The organism is Shewanella bicestrii, assembly GCF_002216875.1.
Taxonomy (GTDB): domain Bacteria; phylum Pseudomonadota; class Gammaproteobacteria; order Enterobacterales; family Shewanellaceae; genus Shewanella; species Shewanella seohaensis.
Window position 1 is genome coordinate 197,703 of sequence record NZ_CP022358.1, and the last position, 17,640, is coordinate 215,342.

Genomic DNA, 17,640 nt, shown 5'->3' on the forward strand with positions numbered 1-17,640 from the left:
CCTTTGTCGTGGCTGAGTATGTGATTTAAATCCCATGGCTTGGATGGTGGTCTTTGGAATAGCCGCACTAAATTCAGGTTGTAGATTAAAGACAGGATAGTAAGATTGTCACTTATCCTAGTTAGTTTGTTGCTATTTTTATCCAGGGGCAGTTATGTCGCAGCGGCACCATAAGCCGGAAATCTTACATACCGAAGTTGTCGCTAAGAGCCGCTTGTTTCAAATTGAACAGGTCCATCTTAAATTCTCCAACGGTGTCGAGCGCCAGTATGAGCGGATGAAAGGTGGTAGTCGTGGCGCTGTGATGGTGGTACCCATTCATCAAGGCAACATGCTGTTAGCCCGTGAGTATGCTGCTGGCACCGACAATTACGAGCTAGGTTTTCCTAAGGGATTAATCGACCCAGGTGAGCAAGCTATCGAAGCGGCCAATCGAGAATTGCAGGAAGAAATCGGTTTTGGGGCACGTAAGCTGACACTGCTGAAAGAACTTAGCCTTGCGCCGGGTTATTTCTCTAGCAAGATGCAAATTTTCATAGCAGAAGATTTATATGAAAGCCGTCTCGAAGGCGACGAGCCTGAACCCATAGATGTGGTGCCTTGGGCGTTGGCCGAGTGGGAAGCGTTACTCGATAATAGCGATTTTTCCGAATCTCGTAGTGTGAGCGCATTGTTTTTAGCGCAGAAACACCTACAACTTAAATAATCTTTTTCGTTAAAGCGTTCAGCAACTGAGTGCTTGTAAATCATTCGCGAAGTTTGCGATTGGAGTGGTTATGAAGCCAGAAGAGTTAATCGACGAGGTGATTGCGATAGCAACGGATGCGGGTCGCACTATTCGTGAGATTTACCTCAAGGGTAATTTTGAGCGAGAAACCAAGTCTGATAATACCCCTGTCACCTCGGCGGACCTAGCGGCGAATAAGCTGATCTGTGAACGCTTAGCCGCATTGACGCCCGATATTCCTATCCTGTCTGAAGAGGCTGCCGATATTCCCCTAAGCGTGCGTGAAGGCTGGAAACGTTATTGGTTAGTCGACCCTCTCGATGGCACTGGGGAGTTTATTGCCGGTAGTGGTGACTTTTCGGTGATCATCGCGCTGGTGGAACACAATCGTCCGGTGATGGGTGTGGTGTATGTGCCGATGACGCAGGTGTGCTATTACGCTATCGCGGGATTAGGTGCCTATAAACGGACCGATAAGCAAGAAGTGCGTATTAGCAGTCGGCAGATTGAGCACCGTGAGCAAGTTTCCCTAAGGTTAGCTGTGAGTCGTCGTCAGGATCCTCAATCTGTATTGACCCTGTTCAATCAGCCTAAGCACTGTGAGCTGGTGGTCATGGGCGGTGCGGCCCTGAAGAGCTGTCTGGTTGCCGAAGGACGCGCCGATTGTTATGTGCGAGTCGGGCCGACAGGTGAGTGGGACACCGGCGCCGCGCAGATTATTATTGAGGAAGCGGGTGGCCAGCTCATGGATACCGAGCTGCAGCCTTTAACCTATAACGAGCGTGAAACGCTTGAAAATCCTAATTTCATTGTTGTTGGTGCGCCCAATTTAGAGTGGGATAAAATTTTAATTGGTGAATAGTTTTACATGCAGTCTATCCGTCCAGTATTAAAGTCAGAGTTAGCCGATGTTTTTCAACTCGAACAGGCTATCTTTGGCGATCATTGTTATCCCGATTTTTTCTTCCGCCAAGGGTTTGATTGTTGGCCTGAGCAGTTTCTGGTTGCCGTAGATGATGGCGGGGAACTTTTAGGCTATTTGCTCTGCGCTCAAAGTAGCGCCCCTGCTTGTATGTGGATTCTATCCGTGGCAGTGAGTGAGCAAGCCCGCGGCCAAGGTATTGGTAAACAATTAATCCAGCAATGTTTAACCCAACTACCACCTCAGGTGAAGCGGGTGGATTTAACCGTCGATCCCCATAATCCTGCCCATGGTTTATACCAGCGTTTAGGATTTGTCGATACCGACTTCGAAGCGGACTATTTTGGCGCTGGGGCCGATAGAGTCGTGATGAGTTATCACTGCCGCTAGGTAAAAGTTCAATGTCGAAACGGCGCCCTCGATTGAGGGCGCCGTTTTTTATGCGCTAAAAGTTAAATTTCTACCAAGGTTCCCATCGAGCGAATACCTGAGAATTAACCCTTCTTCCCTCATTTTTATGCCTTTTATTCCATGCTGTACGCAAAATAAACTTATTTTGAACGTTGTTTTTTATTTTTGAGGCTGTTAATCTCACTGCATTCAACAGGGAGTGAGACCTATGGCGAGACGCAAAGAACATAGTCATGATGAGATTCGTGCTATGGCAGTAGAGGCGGCAATGGCATTGCTGCAACAGCAAGGGACACAAGAACTGAGTTTACGCAAGATTGCTAGCCAGATTGGCTATGTGCCGAGCACCTTAATCAATATCTTTGGTAGCTATAACTACCTTCTGTTAGCCGTTTCTGAGGCAACGTTGCAGGCACTGATGCATGAGCTCTCCGAGGTAAATGCAGAAAATAGTCGCAATCAAATCATCAGCATGGCGCACAAATACGCTGAGTTTGCCCATGCACAGCGCCAATGTTTTAAGTTGGTATTTGAACTGCAGTTACTCGACAGTGAACCTTTGCCCGAATCCCAAGGCCAACTTATCGCGGGCTTATTCAGTTTAATTGAACGTGAGTTAGCCCTGTTGTTCCCCAATAAGACGGCTGCACAGCAACTCCAAATGAGCCGAGTACTCTGGGGCGGCATCCACGGCCTCACCGCCTTATCACTGGATAATAAATTGTTTGCCGATACGGCATCTTTACCCGCTTTGTTAGAAAGTCATGTGACAGGGTACTTACAGGGAATGGGTTATCAGAGGGAAGCATCATGCTGCTAACAAAACGTTTTTTACCGTATTTTGCTACCCAATGCCTTGGGGCACTTAACGACAATATCTATAAAAATGTGTTGTTACTGCTGGTTACCTTCAGCCAAGTCAACGATTTACCTATTAGTGTCGACATGTTTGTCAATTTGGCGGCGGGGGTCTTTATCCTGCCGTTTTTCCTATTTTCGGCCCATGCAGGCGTGGTGGCCGACAATATGGATAAGGCCAAACTTATCCGTCGCTTAAAACTGCTCGAAGTCATCATTATGTTCAGTGCCGCTGCGGCCATCGTGAGCGAGAATTACATGATGATGTTATTACTGCTGTTCTTAACCGGTAGTCAGTCAGCCTATTTTGGCCCGGTCAAATATTCCCTATTACCTCAAGCCTTAAAAGAGGATGAGTTAGTGACGGGTAACGCCTGGGTTGAGATGGGGACGTTTTTGTCTATCTTGATTGGTACCTTGAGTGCCGGGATTTTAGTGTCTGAAAATAATGCCACCCTATGGTCGGCCATCACGGTCGCGAGTCTTGCCTTGGCGGGGTATTTATCTAGCCGCGCGATCCCTGCTTTACCGCCGCAGGGCACAGTAGAAAAAATCCAATTTCGGCCATTATCAGGCACTTGGCGCACCATAAAGAAGGCGCGCCAAACGCCTTCGATTTGGATGGCCATCCTCGCCATTAGCTGGTTCTGGTTCTTGGGGGCCACTTATCTGACTCAATTTCCTAACTTTGCTAAGCTGCACCTGCACTCAGGCGCGACCGTAGTGTCGCTGCTGCTGGGGATGTTCTCTATCGGGATTGCGGTGGGCTCCTTTGTCTGTGAGCGTTTTTCCTTTGGCCATGTGGAGTTAGGCTTGCTGCCCTTTGGAGTGCTAGGGTTAACTGTGTTTGGTGTGGACTTGCTGTGGGCGATTCCTCCCGCACCTGCGGATGCGCAGTTTGTCTATGGCTTACACTCCTTTATTGCCGAGCCGAAGCATTATCGCGTGATGCTGGACTTCTTTATGATTGGTGTCAGCGGTGGTCTATTTATCGTGCCTCTGTATGCCTTTATTCAAGCGCGCTCCGCTAAGGGTGAATGTGCGCAAGCGATTGCCGCGAATAACATTATGAACTCGCTGTTTATGGTGGCGTCGGCGTTGTTGTCTATGCTGTTACTCGGGGTGGCTGGCTGGAGTATTCCACAGTTATTCTTACTGCTGGCGGTGATGAACTTTGTGGTTGCACTTTACGTGTATTCGCAGGTGCCTGAGTTCACACAACGATTTATCAGTTACTTACTCAGCCATGTGATGTATCGGGTGACTGTGACTGGGCGAGAAAAGATCCCTAAAGAAGGCGCTGGCATCATAGTCTGTAACCATGTGAGCTATGTGGATGCGTTGATCATTATGGGGGCCTCGACCCGGCCGATTCGTTTCGTGATGGATAAATCTATCAGTGAAATCCCTGTGCTGAAATACCTGTTCCGCCATGCCGGGGTGATCCCGATTTGTTCGCCGCGCCAGAGTGAGGCCACTTACAATCAAGCCTTTGAATCAATTCATGAGGCGTTAGCGAATGGCGAGTTGGTATGTATCTTCCCCGAAGGTCGTTTAACCCCCGATGGTGAACTCGGCGAGTTTCGCCCCGGTATCGATAAAATCTTGGCCCGCGACCCTGTGCCGGTGATCCCTATGGCGCTCAATGGACTGTGGGGTTCTTATTTTAGTCATAAGGACGGCCATGCGTTGACCACAATGCCGAAACGCTTTTGGTCCAAGGTATCGGTGAGCTTAACGGATGTGGTGGATGGACAAAATGCTGATCGGCACTCGCTCAGGGATAGTGTCGCGAATCTACTCAATAAGTCCTAACTTAACGAGATAGATAAAGAAAACCGTGGCAGTTAGCACACGGTTTTCTTGTTTTTAGCCTTTTGAGTGCTGGCTATCCAACGGATCGTTATTCCGCTGATAGTTATCCAGCCACTCATGCGTAGCTTGGTGACTCCCTCTAAACAGAATATTGCCGGCTTTTTTCTGCAACTGGTATTCGTACATGGGGTCGTAATACTTGTGCAGTAGCAGGCTTATCCAAGCCAAATGCTGTGAGGTTTGGTTTTGATTAAGTTGCTGAGACAGTGCTTGTTGCATGATGTCTTGCAGCTCTTGATATTGCTTTCCGCCAAGACGTTTGCGAATGCTGCCAAGACTCTGTAATAGGTAGTGGCTAAAGGCTTCGAAACCTGCCTCTAAGCCGAGACGCTCGATAAATCCTCGGTGCATTTTATGAACATATTCATCGAGTAAGCGAGTGAGCCTGATGTCATCATCTTCTTCGAGTACTACAATATCGGCTGTCTGCATGGCGCTATAAAAGCTTTGCGGCAGCGCCGAGCGGCCAATCAAAAAGCTTTCATCCTCGAGCAACAAACAGGCGTGATTGCCTAATTGATGGTGCAACAGGGCAATGGCGAGCCGATTTTCAAAGTTAATTTGCGTCGGTTGTGGGTCGATGTTTTTTCCAAAGCTCGAGCCTCTGTGATTTGCTATGCCTTCGAGATCGATTGCTTCTTTACGTCGTTTTAAAAAATCGGTTTTACCGCTTCCCGTCATGCCGCTCAGGCTTAGCAAGGGTTGCAGACTTGGCGCCGTCTCAATCATACCAATTAAATATTGGCGCATGCCTTTGTAGCCGCCTTGCACATAAGGCACGGTAACGCCTGCTTCTTGCAGCCATTGTTGAGTTAACTGTGAGCGTAGCCCGCCGCGAAAGCAGTAAAGATAAGCTTGGGGGTGGGCCGATAAAAAGTTTAACCAAGCATCAATACGCTGCTGTTTTACCACGCCATGTACGAGGGAATGGCCCAAGGCTATGGCGGCTTGCTGTCCTTGCTCCTTGTAGCAAGTGCCGACCTTTTCCCTTTCCTTATCAACCATTAACGGCAGATTTACCGAGGAAGGAAAAGCGCCGCGGTCAAACTCGATTGGCGCCCTTAAGTCGATTAATGGCTGCCCAGCGATAAATATATCGTGATATTGCTGGGCGGGGATGAGCTTAGTTGTCATTAACACAGCACCACATTAGCGGTGGAGGTGGGCGTTTCTAGCGAACCAATACAGATAGGCTCAATCTGATGGGCATTCAGCAGTGCTACCAGTTCGGCTTCGGCCACACTCGACACCGCCACTAACAAGCCGCCACTGGTTTGTGGGTCACACAAAATGGCTTTTTGATGATCGGTAAGTGCGGGCAAGTGTTCGCCATAACTGTCGTAGTTACGATGGGTGCCGCCGGGTATACAGCCTTGCGCTAGATAGTCGAGGGCGCGGGGCAAGAGTGGTACCGAATCAAGGTCAAGTTTAGCGGTGAGTTTAGCGCCTTGGCATACTTCCAGTAGGTGGCCCGCAAGCCCAAAACCTGTGACATCGGTGAGGGCGTTTACGCCTGTAATCTTAGCGATTTTGGCGCCTATGCTATTGAGCTGGCACATGGCATTGACTGCAATTTGGCTATCTTCATCTTTGAGCTTCTTCTGCTTTTGTGCCGTAGTGAGAATGCCAATACCGATAGGTTTAGTGAGATACAAGCGATCGCCCGCTTTTGCAGTATCGTTTTGTTTTAAATCCGTCAGGGCGATTTGCCCTGTGACCGCAAGGCCAAAGATTGGCTCAGGCGCATCGATACTGTGACCACCGGCCAGCATAATCCCTGCTTCCATACAGGCTTGACGGCCACCATCGACTACTTGCTGCGCGATCTCGGCGGGAAGTTTGTTCACTGGCCAGCCTAAAATCGCAATCGCCATCATGGGAGTGCCACCCATGGCATAGATATCGCTAATGGCATTGGTGGCGGCGATACGGCCAAAGGTAAAGGGGTCATCTACGATAGGCATAAAAAAGTCGGTGGTGCTGATAATGCCGATTTCATCATTGAGCTTATAAACGGCGGCATCATCACGGCTTTGATTGCCGACCAACAGGTTAGGATCGGTGAATACAGGCAGCTGCGAGGCAAGAATCGTGGTCAGTACTTTAGGGGAAATTTTACAACCGCAGCCGGCACCATGACTATATTCTGTGAGTTTAATGCTATCGGCGGAAGATACAGCGGAATTCGACATGAGCCCTACATCCTGTAAAAAGTGATTGAGGCATCATCATAATAGGATACGGCCACCATGCAAGGCGGCCGTATGATTTTTACCGAGAATTGTGGTCTAGCTATAACTTGCCGTGAGGCTCTTCCAGCTTTTTTGCTGAGTCAGGAATCGTGTCTTCAATTCTTCGACTTGCAGTAACAACTGTTGATCGACCAGTTGCTTACGCTTGGCTTCTAACAGCGCCTTTTTCGCCTGATAGTATTCGAGTAAATGTTCCTTCATTAACTCGTATTCCTGTTGGATTTTCTCAATCACTTCATCGGCATTGGGCAGATGGATCACTTTATTTTTGGCATTCAGCAGTTGCATCTGTAAGCGTGCGCTCTCAATCCGTTCCTGTGGACTGGTGCGTAAGTCTTTGGCTAAGCCAACCCAAGATAACGCCTTAATCAACCACTTAGTCGGATCGTAATGCCACCACTTAATGCCGTTACGGTAATCGTTTTCGAAGATATGGTGGAAATTATGGTAACCCTCACCGTAGGTCAACATCGCCAGAAAACCGTTGTCACGGGCGGTGTTTTTATCGGTATAAGGTTGGCTACCCCACACGTGGGCGAGGGAGTTAATGAAGAAGGTGCAATGATGCACAACGACTAAGCGCAGTAATCCTGCCATCAGCAACATGCCAGCGATATTGCCAGTGAACCAGCCGAGTAGCGCGGGCAAACCAATGTTCATCAGAATGACGAGGGCGAGATAGTGCTTGTGTTGCCACATCACGATACGGTCGTTCTGCAAATCACGCACGTTTTGGTAGTCATGGTAGCGCTGGGCTTGGTATTCGCGCAGCATCCAACCGATATGGCTGTACCAGAACCCCATGTTAGCCGAGTAGGGGTCTTTATCATTGTCATCGACATGCTTATGGTGCACACGATGATCGGATGCCCAATGTAATGCACTGTTTTGTAATGCTAATGCACCGCCAAGCGCGTAGAGGAAACGTACCGCAGGGTGAGCTTTATAGGCCTTGTGCGACCATAGTCTATGGTAACCCGCTGTGATCGACAGACCACTTGCAAAGGCTAACACCACAAAAGCAATCCATTCACTGGCGCCATAACCGTGTGTTAGGCCATACCAAGGAACGAGGATAACTGCACTGAGGAAGGTGAGGCTAAAGAGGATGACATTTAGCCAGATGATAGGGGGTTTATTCATTATAGTTTCCAATATCCGCATTTGAGCGTACAACTGTAAGCTAATTTAGCCTAGCAATCTTGTTTGGTCAAGGTGGGTGGGGCTGTGTTTCAGACGCAAAAGCGGTATTATCGCGTCATTACATTCAGTTAGCGGATTGAAGAATGGGTATTCGAGCACAGCAAAAAGAGAAAACTCGGCGGGCATTAGTCGATGCGGCGTTTAACCAGCTCAGTGCTGAGCGAAGTTTCTCTAGCTTAAGCTTGCGTGAGGTGGCGAGGGAAGCCAACATTGCGCCCACATCCTTTTATCGTCATTTTAAGGATATGAATGAGCTTGGGTTGACCATGGTCGACGAAGGCGGGCTCACCCTAAGACAGATGATGCGAAAGGGGCGGCAACGTGCCGAAGCTGGGGGCAGTGTGATCCGCATTTCTGTGGATACCTTTATGGAAGTGCTTGATTCTAATCCAAACGTTTTCAGAATCTTACTACATGAGCGTTCAGGTACCTCGGCGGCCTTCCGTGCGGCGGTAGCCCGCGAGATTGAACATTTTATCTCTGAACTGGCCCATTACACCGAAGCGACGGCGGGCCGTACGCCTATGCTGGCCAGAGCACAGGCAGAAGCGCTCGTGACCTTAGTGTTTAACGCCGGAGCGTCGGCACTCGATATGAAGCGTGCCGATCGTAAAGTGCTTGCCGATCAACTGGTGATGCAATTACGTATGGTGGCGAAGGGCGCCGAAGCCTTACAACATAAGGTTGAGCATCGTTAAGTGAAATTGTGATTTAGCCCAAAAATAAAGGAGCCAATGGCTCCTTTATTTTTAGGTGCATAGAGTCGCTTAACGACGCTCAAGCAGTACACCTGTTTCCATATGATCGGTATAAGGGAATTGATCGAACAGGGCAAAACGGGTGACTTTATGGGTCTGATTTAATTGCCGCAAATTGTCTTTCAAGGTGTCGGGATTACAAGAGATATACAGGATCCGCTCATAACCTTGCACTAACTCTAACGTGGCAGGGTCGATACCTGCTCGTGGAGGGTCGACAAAAATGGTGTTGCAGACATAGCTATCCAGATCTATGCCTTCTAAGCGTCTAAAACTGCGTTTTTTCGCCATCGCATCGCTAAATTCTTCCGCCGACATACGGATAATCTGCAGATTATTGATATTGTTGACTTCGATATTGTATTGGGCAGCATCGACTGAAGGTTTAGCCAACTCGGTCGCGAGCACGCGATTAAAGTTTTGTGCCAGTGCGATGGAGAAGTTGCCATTACCACAGTAAAGCTCCAGTAAATCGCCTTGGCTATTTTGAGTCACGTCGATAGCCCACTCCAGCATCTTGATAGCCACTTTGGCATTTGGCTGGGTAAAGCTGTTTTCGATTTGTTTGTAATGGAAAACTTTGTCATTCACTTGCAGTGACTCAACCACAAAGTCTTTATCTAAATCGATTTTCTGTTTGCGCGCACGGCCAATGATATTGACCTTAAATTGGCTACTCAATCTGGCTTTAAGTGCAGCGGCTTCGCTGCGCCATTGATCATCAAGCTGTCTGTGATACAGCAGGGACACTAAAATCTCACCACTGAGCGTTGATAAAAAATCAACTTGGAAGAGTTTATGGCGTAGGCTGTGGTTCGGTTTTAACTCGGCGATCAGAGCCGCCATCATCTGATTGATTAAGGCACTCGCGGGTAAGTATTGATCGCAACGAACTTTGTCGTTCAATACTTTATCGAACATGTAATAGTATAAATCGTCGCCCTCGTGCCATACGCGAAACTCGGCACGCATCCGATAGTGGGCAGGTTCTGAGGCAAACACTTCAACACTCGGTGTCTCAAATTGGGCAAAGGCCTGCTCTAGCTTGATACGCTTTGCAGTTAATTGCGCATCATAGGTCGTGGGATCCATTGCTGCTAAGTTCATTGTCGATTCACCGTGGCTGTAAATTGGGGCGCAAATTTTATACTAGGTGACACGAATGTCCAGCATCTTGGTTTTGCGGTTTGAGCAAAGCTGTGGGAAAATCCGCCCGCGCATGGGGCAACGAATTAACTGGAGACGGGCTTGTCGCAACCAATATTAGTATTCGATTCTGGCATCGGCGGTCTATCCGTATTGGCCGAAATTCGCAAACTGCTCCCACATCACGATTACTGCTATTTATTCGATAATGCCAGATTGCCCTATGGCGAATTGGAAGAGCAGGAACTTATCTCGGGTTGTGTTGCGCTCATCGACCAAGTTGTCGAGCGTACCCACGCTGCCATTGTTGTCGTAGCTTGCAATACCGCGAGTACTGTTGTGCTGCCCGCGCTGCGTGCCACTCTATCTATTCCTGTGGTGGGCGTTGTCCCCGCCATTAAACCCGCGGCGCAGTTATCTAAAAGTAAGCGTATTGGTTTGCTGGCCACTCCTGGTACGGTCAAGCGTCACTATACCTACGAACTCATTAGCCAATTTGCCGATGATTGCCACGTTGAGCTGTTTGGATCTTCCGAATTAGTGCTAATGGCCGAACAGAAGATTGCTACCGGCCAATTAGATATGGTGCGGTTAACACAGGTGCTATCACCAATAGTCGAAGCGGACTTAGATGTTTTGGTGCTTGGATGTACTCATTTCCCCATGCTGCGTGATGAACTGCAACAGGTATTAGGCCAAGGTGTCACCTTGCTCGATTCTGGAGAGGCTATCGCCAAGCGAGTCAAAACCTTGTTGGCTGAGACTAAGATTGATGAGCAAGTTCAGGAAGAAGACGCGCACAGTAATTTACTTATGCAGGCGTTTTATACTAAAGCAGAAATCAGTGAGGGATTAGCGACTACGTTAGTCGATTGTGGCTTTTCAACCCTAGAGCGAATCACCACAATCAACTCAAACGGATAAATTAACGCGGATTATTCATCGGTACCTGTACGGTCGGCAGCTTCCGAATCTTGAGTCTTCGCTTCTCTAACCTTCAAGGTTCTTTCTTGGAAGTTAAAATCGTTCAACTTGACCATCGCCTTTTGAGCTCCCGCTTCGGACATTTCCACAAAGCCGAACCCTTTACGACGTCCCGTTTTACGATCACGTACTAAACGTACTGAGTTGACGGGGCCGAACTCACCAAACAGAACCTTTACTTCACCCTCATGGACACGATAAGGCAAGTTGCCTACATAGAGTGTCATGGTCGGGCCAACATATTGCTCATCTGCACCTTGAGCTTGGTTTGTCTCAGGGACAAATTTAAAAACGAGAGTAGTAATGATAACGCCAGCAACAAAAGCGATGTACGCAGGTAATGTAGTTGCAAATTGAGATAGCGCGATTGCGCCGAGAATGGCAATAACCAAAACAATAAGAAATGACTTTTGCATATAAATGCTCTCTGAATGAAATAGAAAATGATAAATAACTGTTAACGGCAAGTCATATGGTAATGAATTATTTACTTTTACACTAGACCGCTGCCGAAAAATTGAGCGTGATTTATCATTTCTCAGATAAAAATTCGCTTTTAAATCGAATAACAAAGCAGAAATAGATAAAAAATAGACATGATGTTTAAAATATCGGCGTACGATTTGAAGAAGCGAAAAAAGCCCTTGCGTAAAAAGTTCTGCTGCCTATAATGCGCATCCACTGACACGGCAGACAGCGATACGCAGTTTCAAGTGCCAGTTCATCGAGTGATTTACTCCTCGATGAGCGAAAAGAAAGTTGCAAAAACTACTTGACGCAAAAACGGGAATGCGTAGAATACGCAGCCCTGACCCGCTGAAATCACTTACGATAAGGCGATGGTCAACGCTCTTTAACAATTTATCAAGCAAATCTGTGTGGACACTCACAGGTGTTGAGTTAATCGAAATTACTCTGCCGTTTGGCGAGTAATCAAAATTTAAATCAATGAATGAGTGTTCATAGCAATATGTACAACGACTTATTAAGTTAAGTCGATTCAGAATTCATTGAGTCGAATCTTCGGATTCACAAAACTTTTAATTGAAGAGTTTGATCATGGCTCAGATTGAACGCTGGCGGCAGGCCTAACACATGCAAGTCGAGCGGCAGCACAAGGGAGTTTACTCCTGAGGTGGCGAGCGGCGGACGGGTGAGTAATGCCTAGGGATCTGCCCAGTCGAGGGGGATAACAGTTGGAAACGACTGCTAATACCGCATACGCCCTACGGGGGAAAGAGGGGGACTTTCGGGCCTCTCGCGATTGGATGAACCTAGGTGGGATTAGCTAGTTGGTGAGGTAATGGCTCACCAAGGCGACGATCCCTAGCTGTTCTGAGAGGATGATCAGCCACACTGGGACTGAGACACGGCCCAGACTCCTACGGGAGGCAGCAGTGGGGAATATTGCACAATGGGGGAAACCCTGATGCAGCCATGCCGCGTGTGTGAAGAAGGCCTTCGGGTTGTAAAGCACTTTCAGTAGGGAGGAAAGGTTGTAAGTTAATACCTTGCAGCTGTGACGTTACCTACAGAAGAAGGACCGGCTAACTCCGTGCCAGCAGCCGCGGTAATACGGAGGGTCCAAGCGTTAATCGGAATTACTGGGCGTAAAGCGTGCGCAGGCGGTTTGTTAAGCGAGATGTGAAAGCCCCGGGCTCAACCTGGGAATTGCATTTCGAACTGGCAAACTAGAGTCTTGTAGAGGGGGGTAGAATTCCAGGTGTAGCGGTGAAATGCGTAGAGATCTGGAGGAATACCGGTGGCGAAGGCGGCCCCCTGGACAAAGACTGACGCTCAGGCACGAAAGCGTGGGGAGCAAACAGGATTAGATACCCTGGTAGTCCACGCCGTAAACGATGTCTACTCGGAGTTTGGTGTCTTGAACACTGGGCTCTCAAGCTAACGCATTAAGTAGACCGCCTGGGGAGTACGGCCGCAAGGTTAAAACTCAAATGAATTGACGGGGGCCCGCACAAGCGGTGGAGCATGTGGTTTAATTCGATGCAACGCGAAGAACCTTACCTACTCTTGACATCCAGAGAATTCGCTAGAGATAGCTTAGTGCCTTCGGGAACTCTGAGACAGGTGCTGCATGGCTGTCGTCAGCTCGTGTTGTGAAATGTTGGGTTAAGTCCCGCAACGAGCGCAACCCCTATCCTTATTTGCCAGCGCGTAATGGCGGGAACTCTAGGGAGACTGCCGGTGATAAACCGGAGGAAGGTGGGGACGACGTCAAGTCATCATGGCCCTTACGAGTAGGGCTACACACGTGCTACAATGGCGAGTACAGAGGGTTGCAAAGCCGCGAGGTGGAGCTAATCTCACAAAGCTCGTCGTAGTCCGGATTGGAGTCTGCAACTCGACTCCATGAAGTCGGAATCGCTAGTAATCGTGGATCAGAATGCCACGGTGAATACGTTCCCGGGCCTTGTACACACCGCCCGTCACACCATGGGAGTGGGCTGCAAAAGAAGTGGGTAGCTTAACCTTCGGGAGGGCGCTCACCACTTTGTGGTTCATGACTGGGGTGAAGTCGTAACAAGGTAGCCCTAGGGGAACCTGGGGCTGGATCACCTCCTTACCTATACGACTAACTCGATGTTTGTTGAGTGTTCACACAGATTTGCTTGATAGAAGATAGAGTAAAAGATGGGTCTGTAGCTCAGCTGGTTAGAGCGCACCCCTGATAAGGGTGAGGTCGGTGGTTCAAGTCCACTCTGACCCACCAATCCTTCCTTCTCAGCGTTGAAAAGTGACTCGTTTAGTGAACTAAACGTCGCCACTGTCCGCCTTGATAAGAAATGATTGGCAAACCAATCCTTTAAGAGGTTTGGAACATCTTATTTGCTCGCACTGCATGTAAATGGGGCTATAGCTCAGCTGGGAGAGCGCCTGCCTTGCACGCAGGAGGTCTGCGGTTCGATCCCGCATAGCTCCACCATTTACTGCAATCTGGTTAGAGATGCCAAAGATAAACTGAAAAATTATCTTTGGCTTTTTTAAGCCCGCTCTTTAACAATTTGGAAAGCTGATAGTAATTAATACAATGATGTCTGTCGTTGTGTTAATACGAAAAAAATTGAGTTCTTAAAACACTTTTTAAGTGTCTTGAATATTCAAGTCTAAGGCGAGTCCATTTCCTTGGTCGGAAATGAGACAAGTAAAACCAGCTGGTCGCAACAATTCAAGTGAAACTCATTTGGGTTGTATGGTTAAGCGACTAAGCGTATACGGTGGATGCCTTGGCAGTCAGAGGCGATGAAGGACGTAGTAACTTGCGAAAAGCGTTGGCGAGCTAGTAACAAGCATTTGAGCTAACGATGTCCGAATGGGGGAACCCAGCAGCATAAGCTGTTATCACTACATGAATACATAGTGTAGTGAGGCAAACGAGGGGAACTGAAACATCTAAGTACCCTTAGGAAAAGAAATCAACCGAGATTCCCCTAGTAGCGGCGAGCGAACGGGGATTAGCCCTTAAGTCAGAGGGGTGTTAGTGGAATGGTCTGGAAAGTCCAGCGGCACAGGGTGATAGCCCCGTACACGAAAACTAACCTTTGATGAAAACGAGTAAGGCGGGACACGTGATATCCTGTTTGAATATGGGGGGACCATCCTCCAAGGCTAAATACTCCTGACTGACCGATAGTGAACCAGTACCGTGAGGGAAAGGCGAAAAGAACCCCTGTGAGGGGAGTGAAATAGAACCTGAAACCGTATACGTACAAGCAGTGGGAGCGGTACTTGAGACCGTGACTGCGTACCTTTTGTATAATGGGTCAGCGACTTACGTTTTGTAGCGAGGTTAAGCGAATAGCGGAGCCGTAGGGAAACCGAGTGTTAACTGCGCGTTTAGTTGCAAGGCGTAGACCCGAAACCCGGTGATCTAGCCATGGGCAGGTTGAAGGTTGAGTAACATCAACTGGAGGACCGAACCGACTAATGTTGAAAAATTAGCGGATGACTTGTGGCTGGGGGTGAAAGGCCAATCAAACCGGGAGATATCTGGTTCTCCTCGAAAGCTATTTAGGTAGCGCCTCGGACGAACACCTTTGGGGGTAGAGCACTGTTAAGGCTAGGGGGTCATCCCGACTTACCAACCCTTTGCAAACTCCGAATACCAAAGAGTGCTATCCGGGAGACAGACGGCGGGTGCTAACGTCCGTCGTCAAAAGGGAAACAACCCAGACCGTCAGCTAAGGTCCCAAAGTGTATGTTAAGTGGGAAACGATGTGGGAAGGCTTAGACAGCTAGGATGTTGGCTTAGAAGCAGCCATCATTTAAAGAAAGCGTAATAGCTCACTAGTCGAGTCGGCCTGCGCGGAAGATGTAACGGGGCTAAACATACCACCGAAGCTACGGGTGCAATCCATTAGGGTTGCGCGGTAGAGGAGCGTTCTGTAAGCCGTTGAAGGTGAAGGGGTAACCCACGCTGGAGGTATCAGAAGTGCGAATGCTGACATGAGTAACGATAAAGGGGGTGAAAAACCCCCTCGCCGAAAGACCAAGGGTTCCTGTCCAACGTTAATCGGGGCAGGGTGAGTCGACCCCTAAGGCGAGGCCGAAAGGCGTAGTCGATGGGAAACAGATTAATATTTCTGTACTTCCGCTAACTGCGATGGAGAGACGGAGAAGGCTAGGCTAGCGCGGCGTTGGTAGTCCGCGTTTAAGGTGGTAGGTGGGTGACTTAGGCAAATCCGGGTCACTATACACTGAGAGCTGATGACGAGTCCCCAAGGGGATGAAGTAGTTGATGCCATGCTTCCAGGAAAATCTTCTAAGCTTCAGGTTAGCGGGAATCGTACCCCAAACCGACACAGGTGGTCGGGTAGAGAATACCAAGGCGCTTGAGAGAACTCGGCTGAAGGAACTAGGCAAAATGGTACCGTAACTTCGGGAGAAGGTACGCTGCTGTTGGTGATGGGACTTGCTCCCTAAGCTGACGGCAGTCGCAGATACCAGGTGGCTGCAACTGTTTATCAAAAACACAGCACTGTGCAAAATCGCAAGATGACGTATACGGTGTGACGCCTGCCCGGTGCCGGAAGGTTAATTGATTGGGTTATCGCAAGAGAAGCTCATGATCGAAGCCCCGGTAAACGGCGGCCGTAACTATAACGGTCCTAAGGTAGCGAAATTCCTTGTCGGGTAAGTTCCGACCTGCACGAATGGCGTAATGATGGCCACGCTGTCTCCAGCCGAGACTCAGTGAAGTTGAAATTGCGGTGAAGATGCCGTATACCCGCGGCTAGACGGAAAGACCCCGTGAACCTTTACTATAGCTTGGCACTGAACATTGACCCTACATGTGTAGGATAGGTGGGAGACTTTGAAGCGGGAACGCTAGTTCTCGTGGAGTCGTCCTTGAAATACCACCCTTGTAGTGTTGATGTTCTAACTTGGGCCCCTAATCGGGGTTAAGGACAGTGCCTGGTGGGTAGTTTGACTGGGGCGGTCTCCTCCCAAAGAGTAACGGAGGAGCACGAAGGTTGGCTAAGTACGGTCGGACATCGTACGGTTAGTGCAATGGCATAAGCCAGCTTAACTGCGAGACAGACACGTCGAGCAGGTACGAAAGTAGGTCATAGTGATCCGGTGGTTCTGAATGGAAGGGCCATCGCTCAACGGATAAAAGGTACTCCGGGGATAACAGGCTGATACCGCCCAAGAGTTCATATCGACGGCGGTGTTTGGCACCTCGATGTCGGCTCATCACATCCTGGGGCTGAAGTCGGTCCCAAGGGTATGGCTGTTCGCCATTTAAAGTGGTACGCGAGCTGGGTTCAGAACGTCGTGAGACAGTTCGGTCCCTATCTGCCGTGGGCGTTGGATGATTGAGGGGAGTTGCTCCTAGTACGAGAGGACCGGAGTGAACGAACCGCTGGTGTTCGGGTTGTCATGCCAATGGCATTGCCCGGTAGCTATGTTCGGAATCGATAACCGCTGAAAGCATCTAAGCGGGAAGCGAGCCCCAAGATGAGTCATCCCTTGGACTTTAAGTCCACTAAAGAGCCGTTCGAGACTAGGACGTTGATAGGTCAGGTGTGTAAGCGTTGTGAGGCGTTGAGCTAACTGATACTAATGACTCGAGAGGCTTAACCATACAACCCAGATGGGTTTTGCTAAGTAGCACTTAGCTTGAATACAAACACTTAAGAAGTGCACTCAATCCAGCTTTCCGAATTAATTTACTGCCTGCATGAGATAAGACGGGTAAGTAAATAGCAAATTTGCTTGGTGACAATAGCATTGTGGTCCCACCTGATCCCATCCCGAACTCAGAAGTGAAACGCAATCGCGCCGATGGTAGTGTGGGGTCTCCCCATGTGAGAGTAGGTCATCGCCAAGCGCCTAATTAAACGAAGAAGCCAGCTGAATAAGCTGGCTTTTTTTGTTTTTTTCGTTCTTAACTGCCACTTCCACTGTTGTTTTTACTCTTGTTCAAGATCATGCCGTATTGATTTGCCTGCTTTTACCGATCTACCTCAGTTTGCTGCAATT

At 48.8% G+C, this 17,640-nt stretch carries 12 protein-coding genes, 2 tRNA genes and 3 rRNA genes; 12 read left to right on the forward strand and 5 right to left on the reverse strand.

Annotated elements, in window-relative coordinates; genetic code table 11:
* Positions 1 to 154: 154 nt before the first annotated feature.
* The 5 genes from nudE (at position 155) to CF168_RS00895 (ending at position 4,733) form a co-directional block, all read left to right on the forward strand.
* Positions 155 to 706, forward strand: a complete 552-nt coding sequence (gene nudE / locus CF168_RS00875; RefSeq protein ID WP_011621002.1) for an ADP compounds hydrolase NudE — start codon at positions 155 to 157, stop codon at positions 704 to 706.
* Positions 707 to 776: 70 nt separating this feature from the next.
* A complete protein-coding gene (gene cysQ, locus CF168_RS00880; RefSeq protein ID WP_011624787.1) occupies positions 777 to 1,589 on the forward strand; it encodes a 3'(2'),5'-bisphosphate nucleotidase CysQ in 813 nt (270 codons plus the stop codon).
* A gap of 6 nt (positions 1,590 to 1,595) precedes the next feature.
* Entirely contained in the window at positions 1,596 to 2,039 is a 444-nt protein-coding gene (locus CF168_RS00885; RefSeq protein WP_089066685.1) for a GNAT family N-acetyltransferase, read from the forward strand.
* 229 nt (positions 2,040 to 2,268) lie between these two features.
* Positions 2,269 to 2,880, forward strand: coding sequence for a TetR/AcrR family transcriptional regulator (locus CF168_RS00890; RefSeq protein WP_089066686.1), 612 nt, complete (start codon positions 2,269 to 2,271; stop codon positions 2,878 to 2,880).
* Positions 2,871 to 4,733 carry an MFS transporter gene (locus tag CF168_RS00895; protein ID WP_089066687.1) on the forward strand — a complete coding sequence of 621 codons (1,863 nt, stop codon included), beginning with the start codon at positions 2,871 to 2,873 and terminating at the stop codon, positions 4,731 to 4,733. The genes CF168_RS00890 and CF168_RS00895 overlap by 10 nt, the downstream gene beginning before the upstream one ends.
* A 54-nt stretch (positions 4,734 to 4,787) precedes the next feature.
* Here CF168_RS00895 and mnmH read toward each other — a convergent pair whose 3' ends face one another.
* The 3 genes from mnmH to CF168_RS00910 form a co-directional block, all read right to left on the reverse strand.
* Positions 4,788 to 5,927 (reverse strand): tRNA 2-selenouridine(34) synthase MnmH, encoded by a 1,140-nt coding sequence (gene mnmH, locus CF168_RS00900; RefSeq protein ID WP_089066688.1) that lies wholly within the window; start codon positions 5,925 to 5,927, stop codon positions 4,788 to 4,790.
* Complete coding sequence (selD, locus tag CF168_RS00905) at positions 5,927 to 6,985, reverse strand: selenide, water dikinase SelD (protein ID WP_089066689.1); 1,059 nt, start codon at positions 6,983 to 6,985, stop codon at positions 5,927 to 5,929. Before selD ends, mnmH begins: the two co-directional genes overlap by 1 nt.
* Positions 6,986 to 7,081: 96 nt before the next feature.
* Positions 7,082 to 8,188 (reverse strand): acyl-CoA desaturase, encoded by a 1,107-nt coding sequence (locus tag CF168_RS00910; protein ID WP_089066690.1) that lies wholly within the window; start codon positions 8,186 to 8,188, stop codon positions 7,082 to 7,084.
* Positions 8,189 to 8,331: 143 nt separating this feature from the next.
* Between CF168_RS00910 and fabR the strand changes: the two genes are divergently transcribed.
* Entirely contained in the window at positions 8,332 to 8,946 is a 615-nt protein-coding gene (gene fabR, locus CF168_RS00915) for an HTH-type transcriptional repressor FabR (RefSeq protein ID WP_011070594.1), read from the forward strand.
* Positions 8,947 to 9,015: 69 nt separating this feature from the next.
* Here fabR and trmA read toward each other — a convergent pair whose 3' ends face one another.
* Complete coding sequence (gene trmA / locus CF168_RS00920; RefSeq protein WP_089066691.1) at positions 9,016 to 10,113, reverse strand: tRNA (uridine(54)-C5)-methyltransferase TrmA; 1,098 nt, start codon at positions 10,111 to 10,113, stop codon at positions 9,016 to 9,018.
* Positions 10,114 to 10,254: 141 nt separating this feature from the next.
* Here trmA and murI point away from each other — a divergent pair, with 141 nt between their 5' ends.
* The gene (gene murI, locus CF168_RS00925) at positions 10,255 to 11,076 is read left to right on the forward strand and encodes a glutamate racemase (protein WP_089066692.1); all 822 of its coding nucleotides are present in this window, start codon (positions 10,255 to 10,257) and stop codon (positions 11,074 to 11,076) included.
* A gap of 11 nt (positions 11,077 to 11,087) precedes the next feature.
* Here murI and CF168_RS00930 read toward each other — a convergent pair whose 3' ends face one another.
* Positions 11,088 to 11,552: an RNA-binding protein gene (locus tag CF168_RS00930; RefSeq protein WP_011715450.1), complete on the reverse strand. Its 465-nt coding sequence runs from the start codon at positions 11,550 to 11,552 to the stop codon at positions 11,088 to 11,090.
* Positions 11,553 to 12,177: 625 nt separating this feature from the next.
* Here CF168_RS00930 and CF168_RS00935 point away from each other — a divergent pair.
* From CF168_RS00935 to rrf, 5 genes are all read left to right on the forward strand, one after another.
* A 16S ribosomal RNA gene (locus tag CF168_RS00935) occupies positions 12,178 to 13,720 on the forward strand.
* A 70-nt stretch (positions 13,721 to 13,790) separates the two neighbouring features.
* Positions 13,791 to 13,867: transfer RNA gene (locus CF168_RS00940), tRNA-Ile, on the forward strand.
* A gap of 137 nt (positions 13,868 to 14,004) precedes the next feature.
* Positions 14,005 to 14,080: transfer RNA gene (locus tag CF168_RS00945), tRNA-Ala, on the forward strand.
* A 269-nt stretch (positions 14,081 to 14,349) separates the two neighbouring features.
* Positions 14,350 to 17,242: ribosomal RNA gene (locus CF168_RS00950) — 23S ribosomal RNA — on the forward strand.
* A 130-nt stretch (positions 17,243 to 17,372) separates the two neighbouring features.
* Positions 17,373 to 17,488 (forward strand): 5S ribosomal RNA (rrf, locus tag CF168_RS00955).
* Together the 16S, 23S and 5S rRNA genes with 2 tRNA genes alongside form the textbook arrangement of a ribosomal RNA operon.
* Positions 17,489 to 17,640 lie beyond the last annotated feature (152 nt).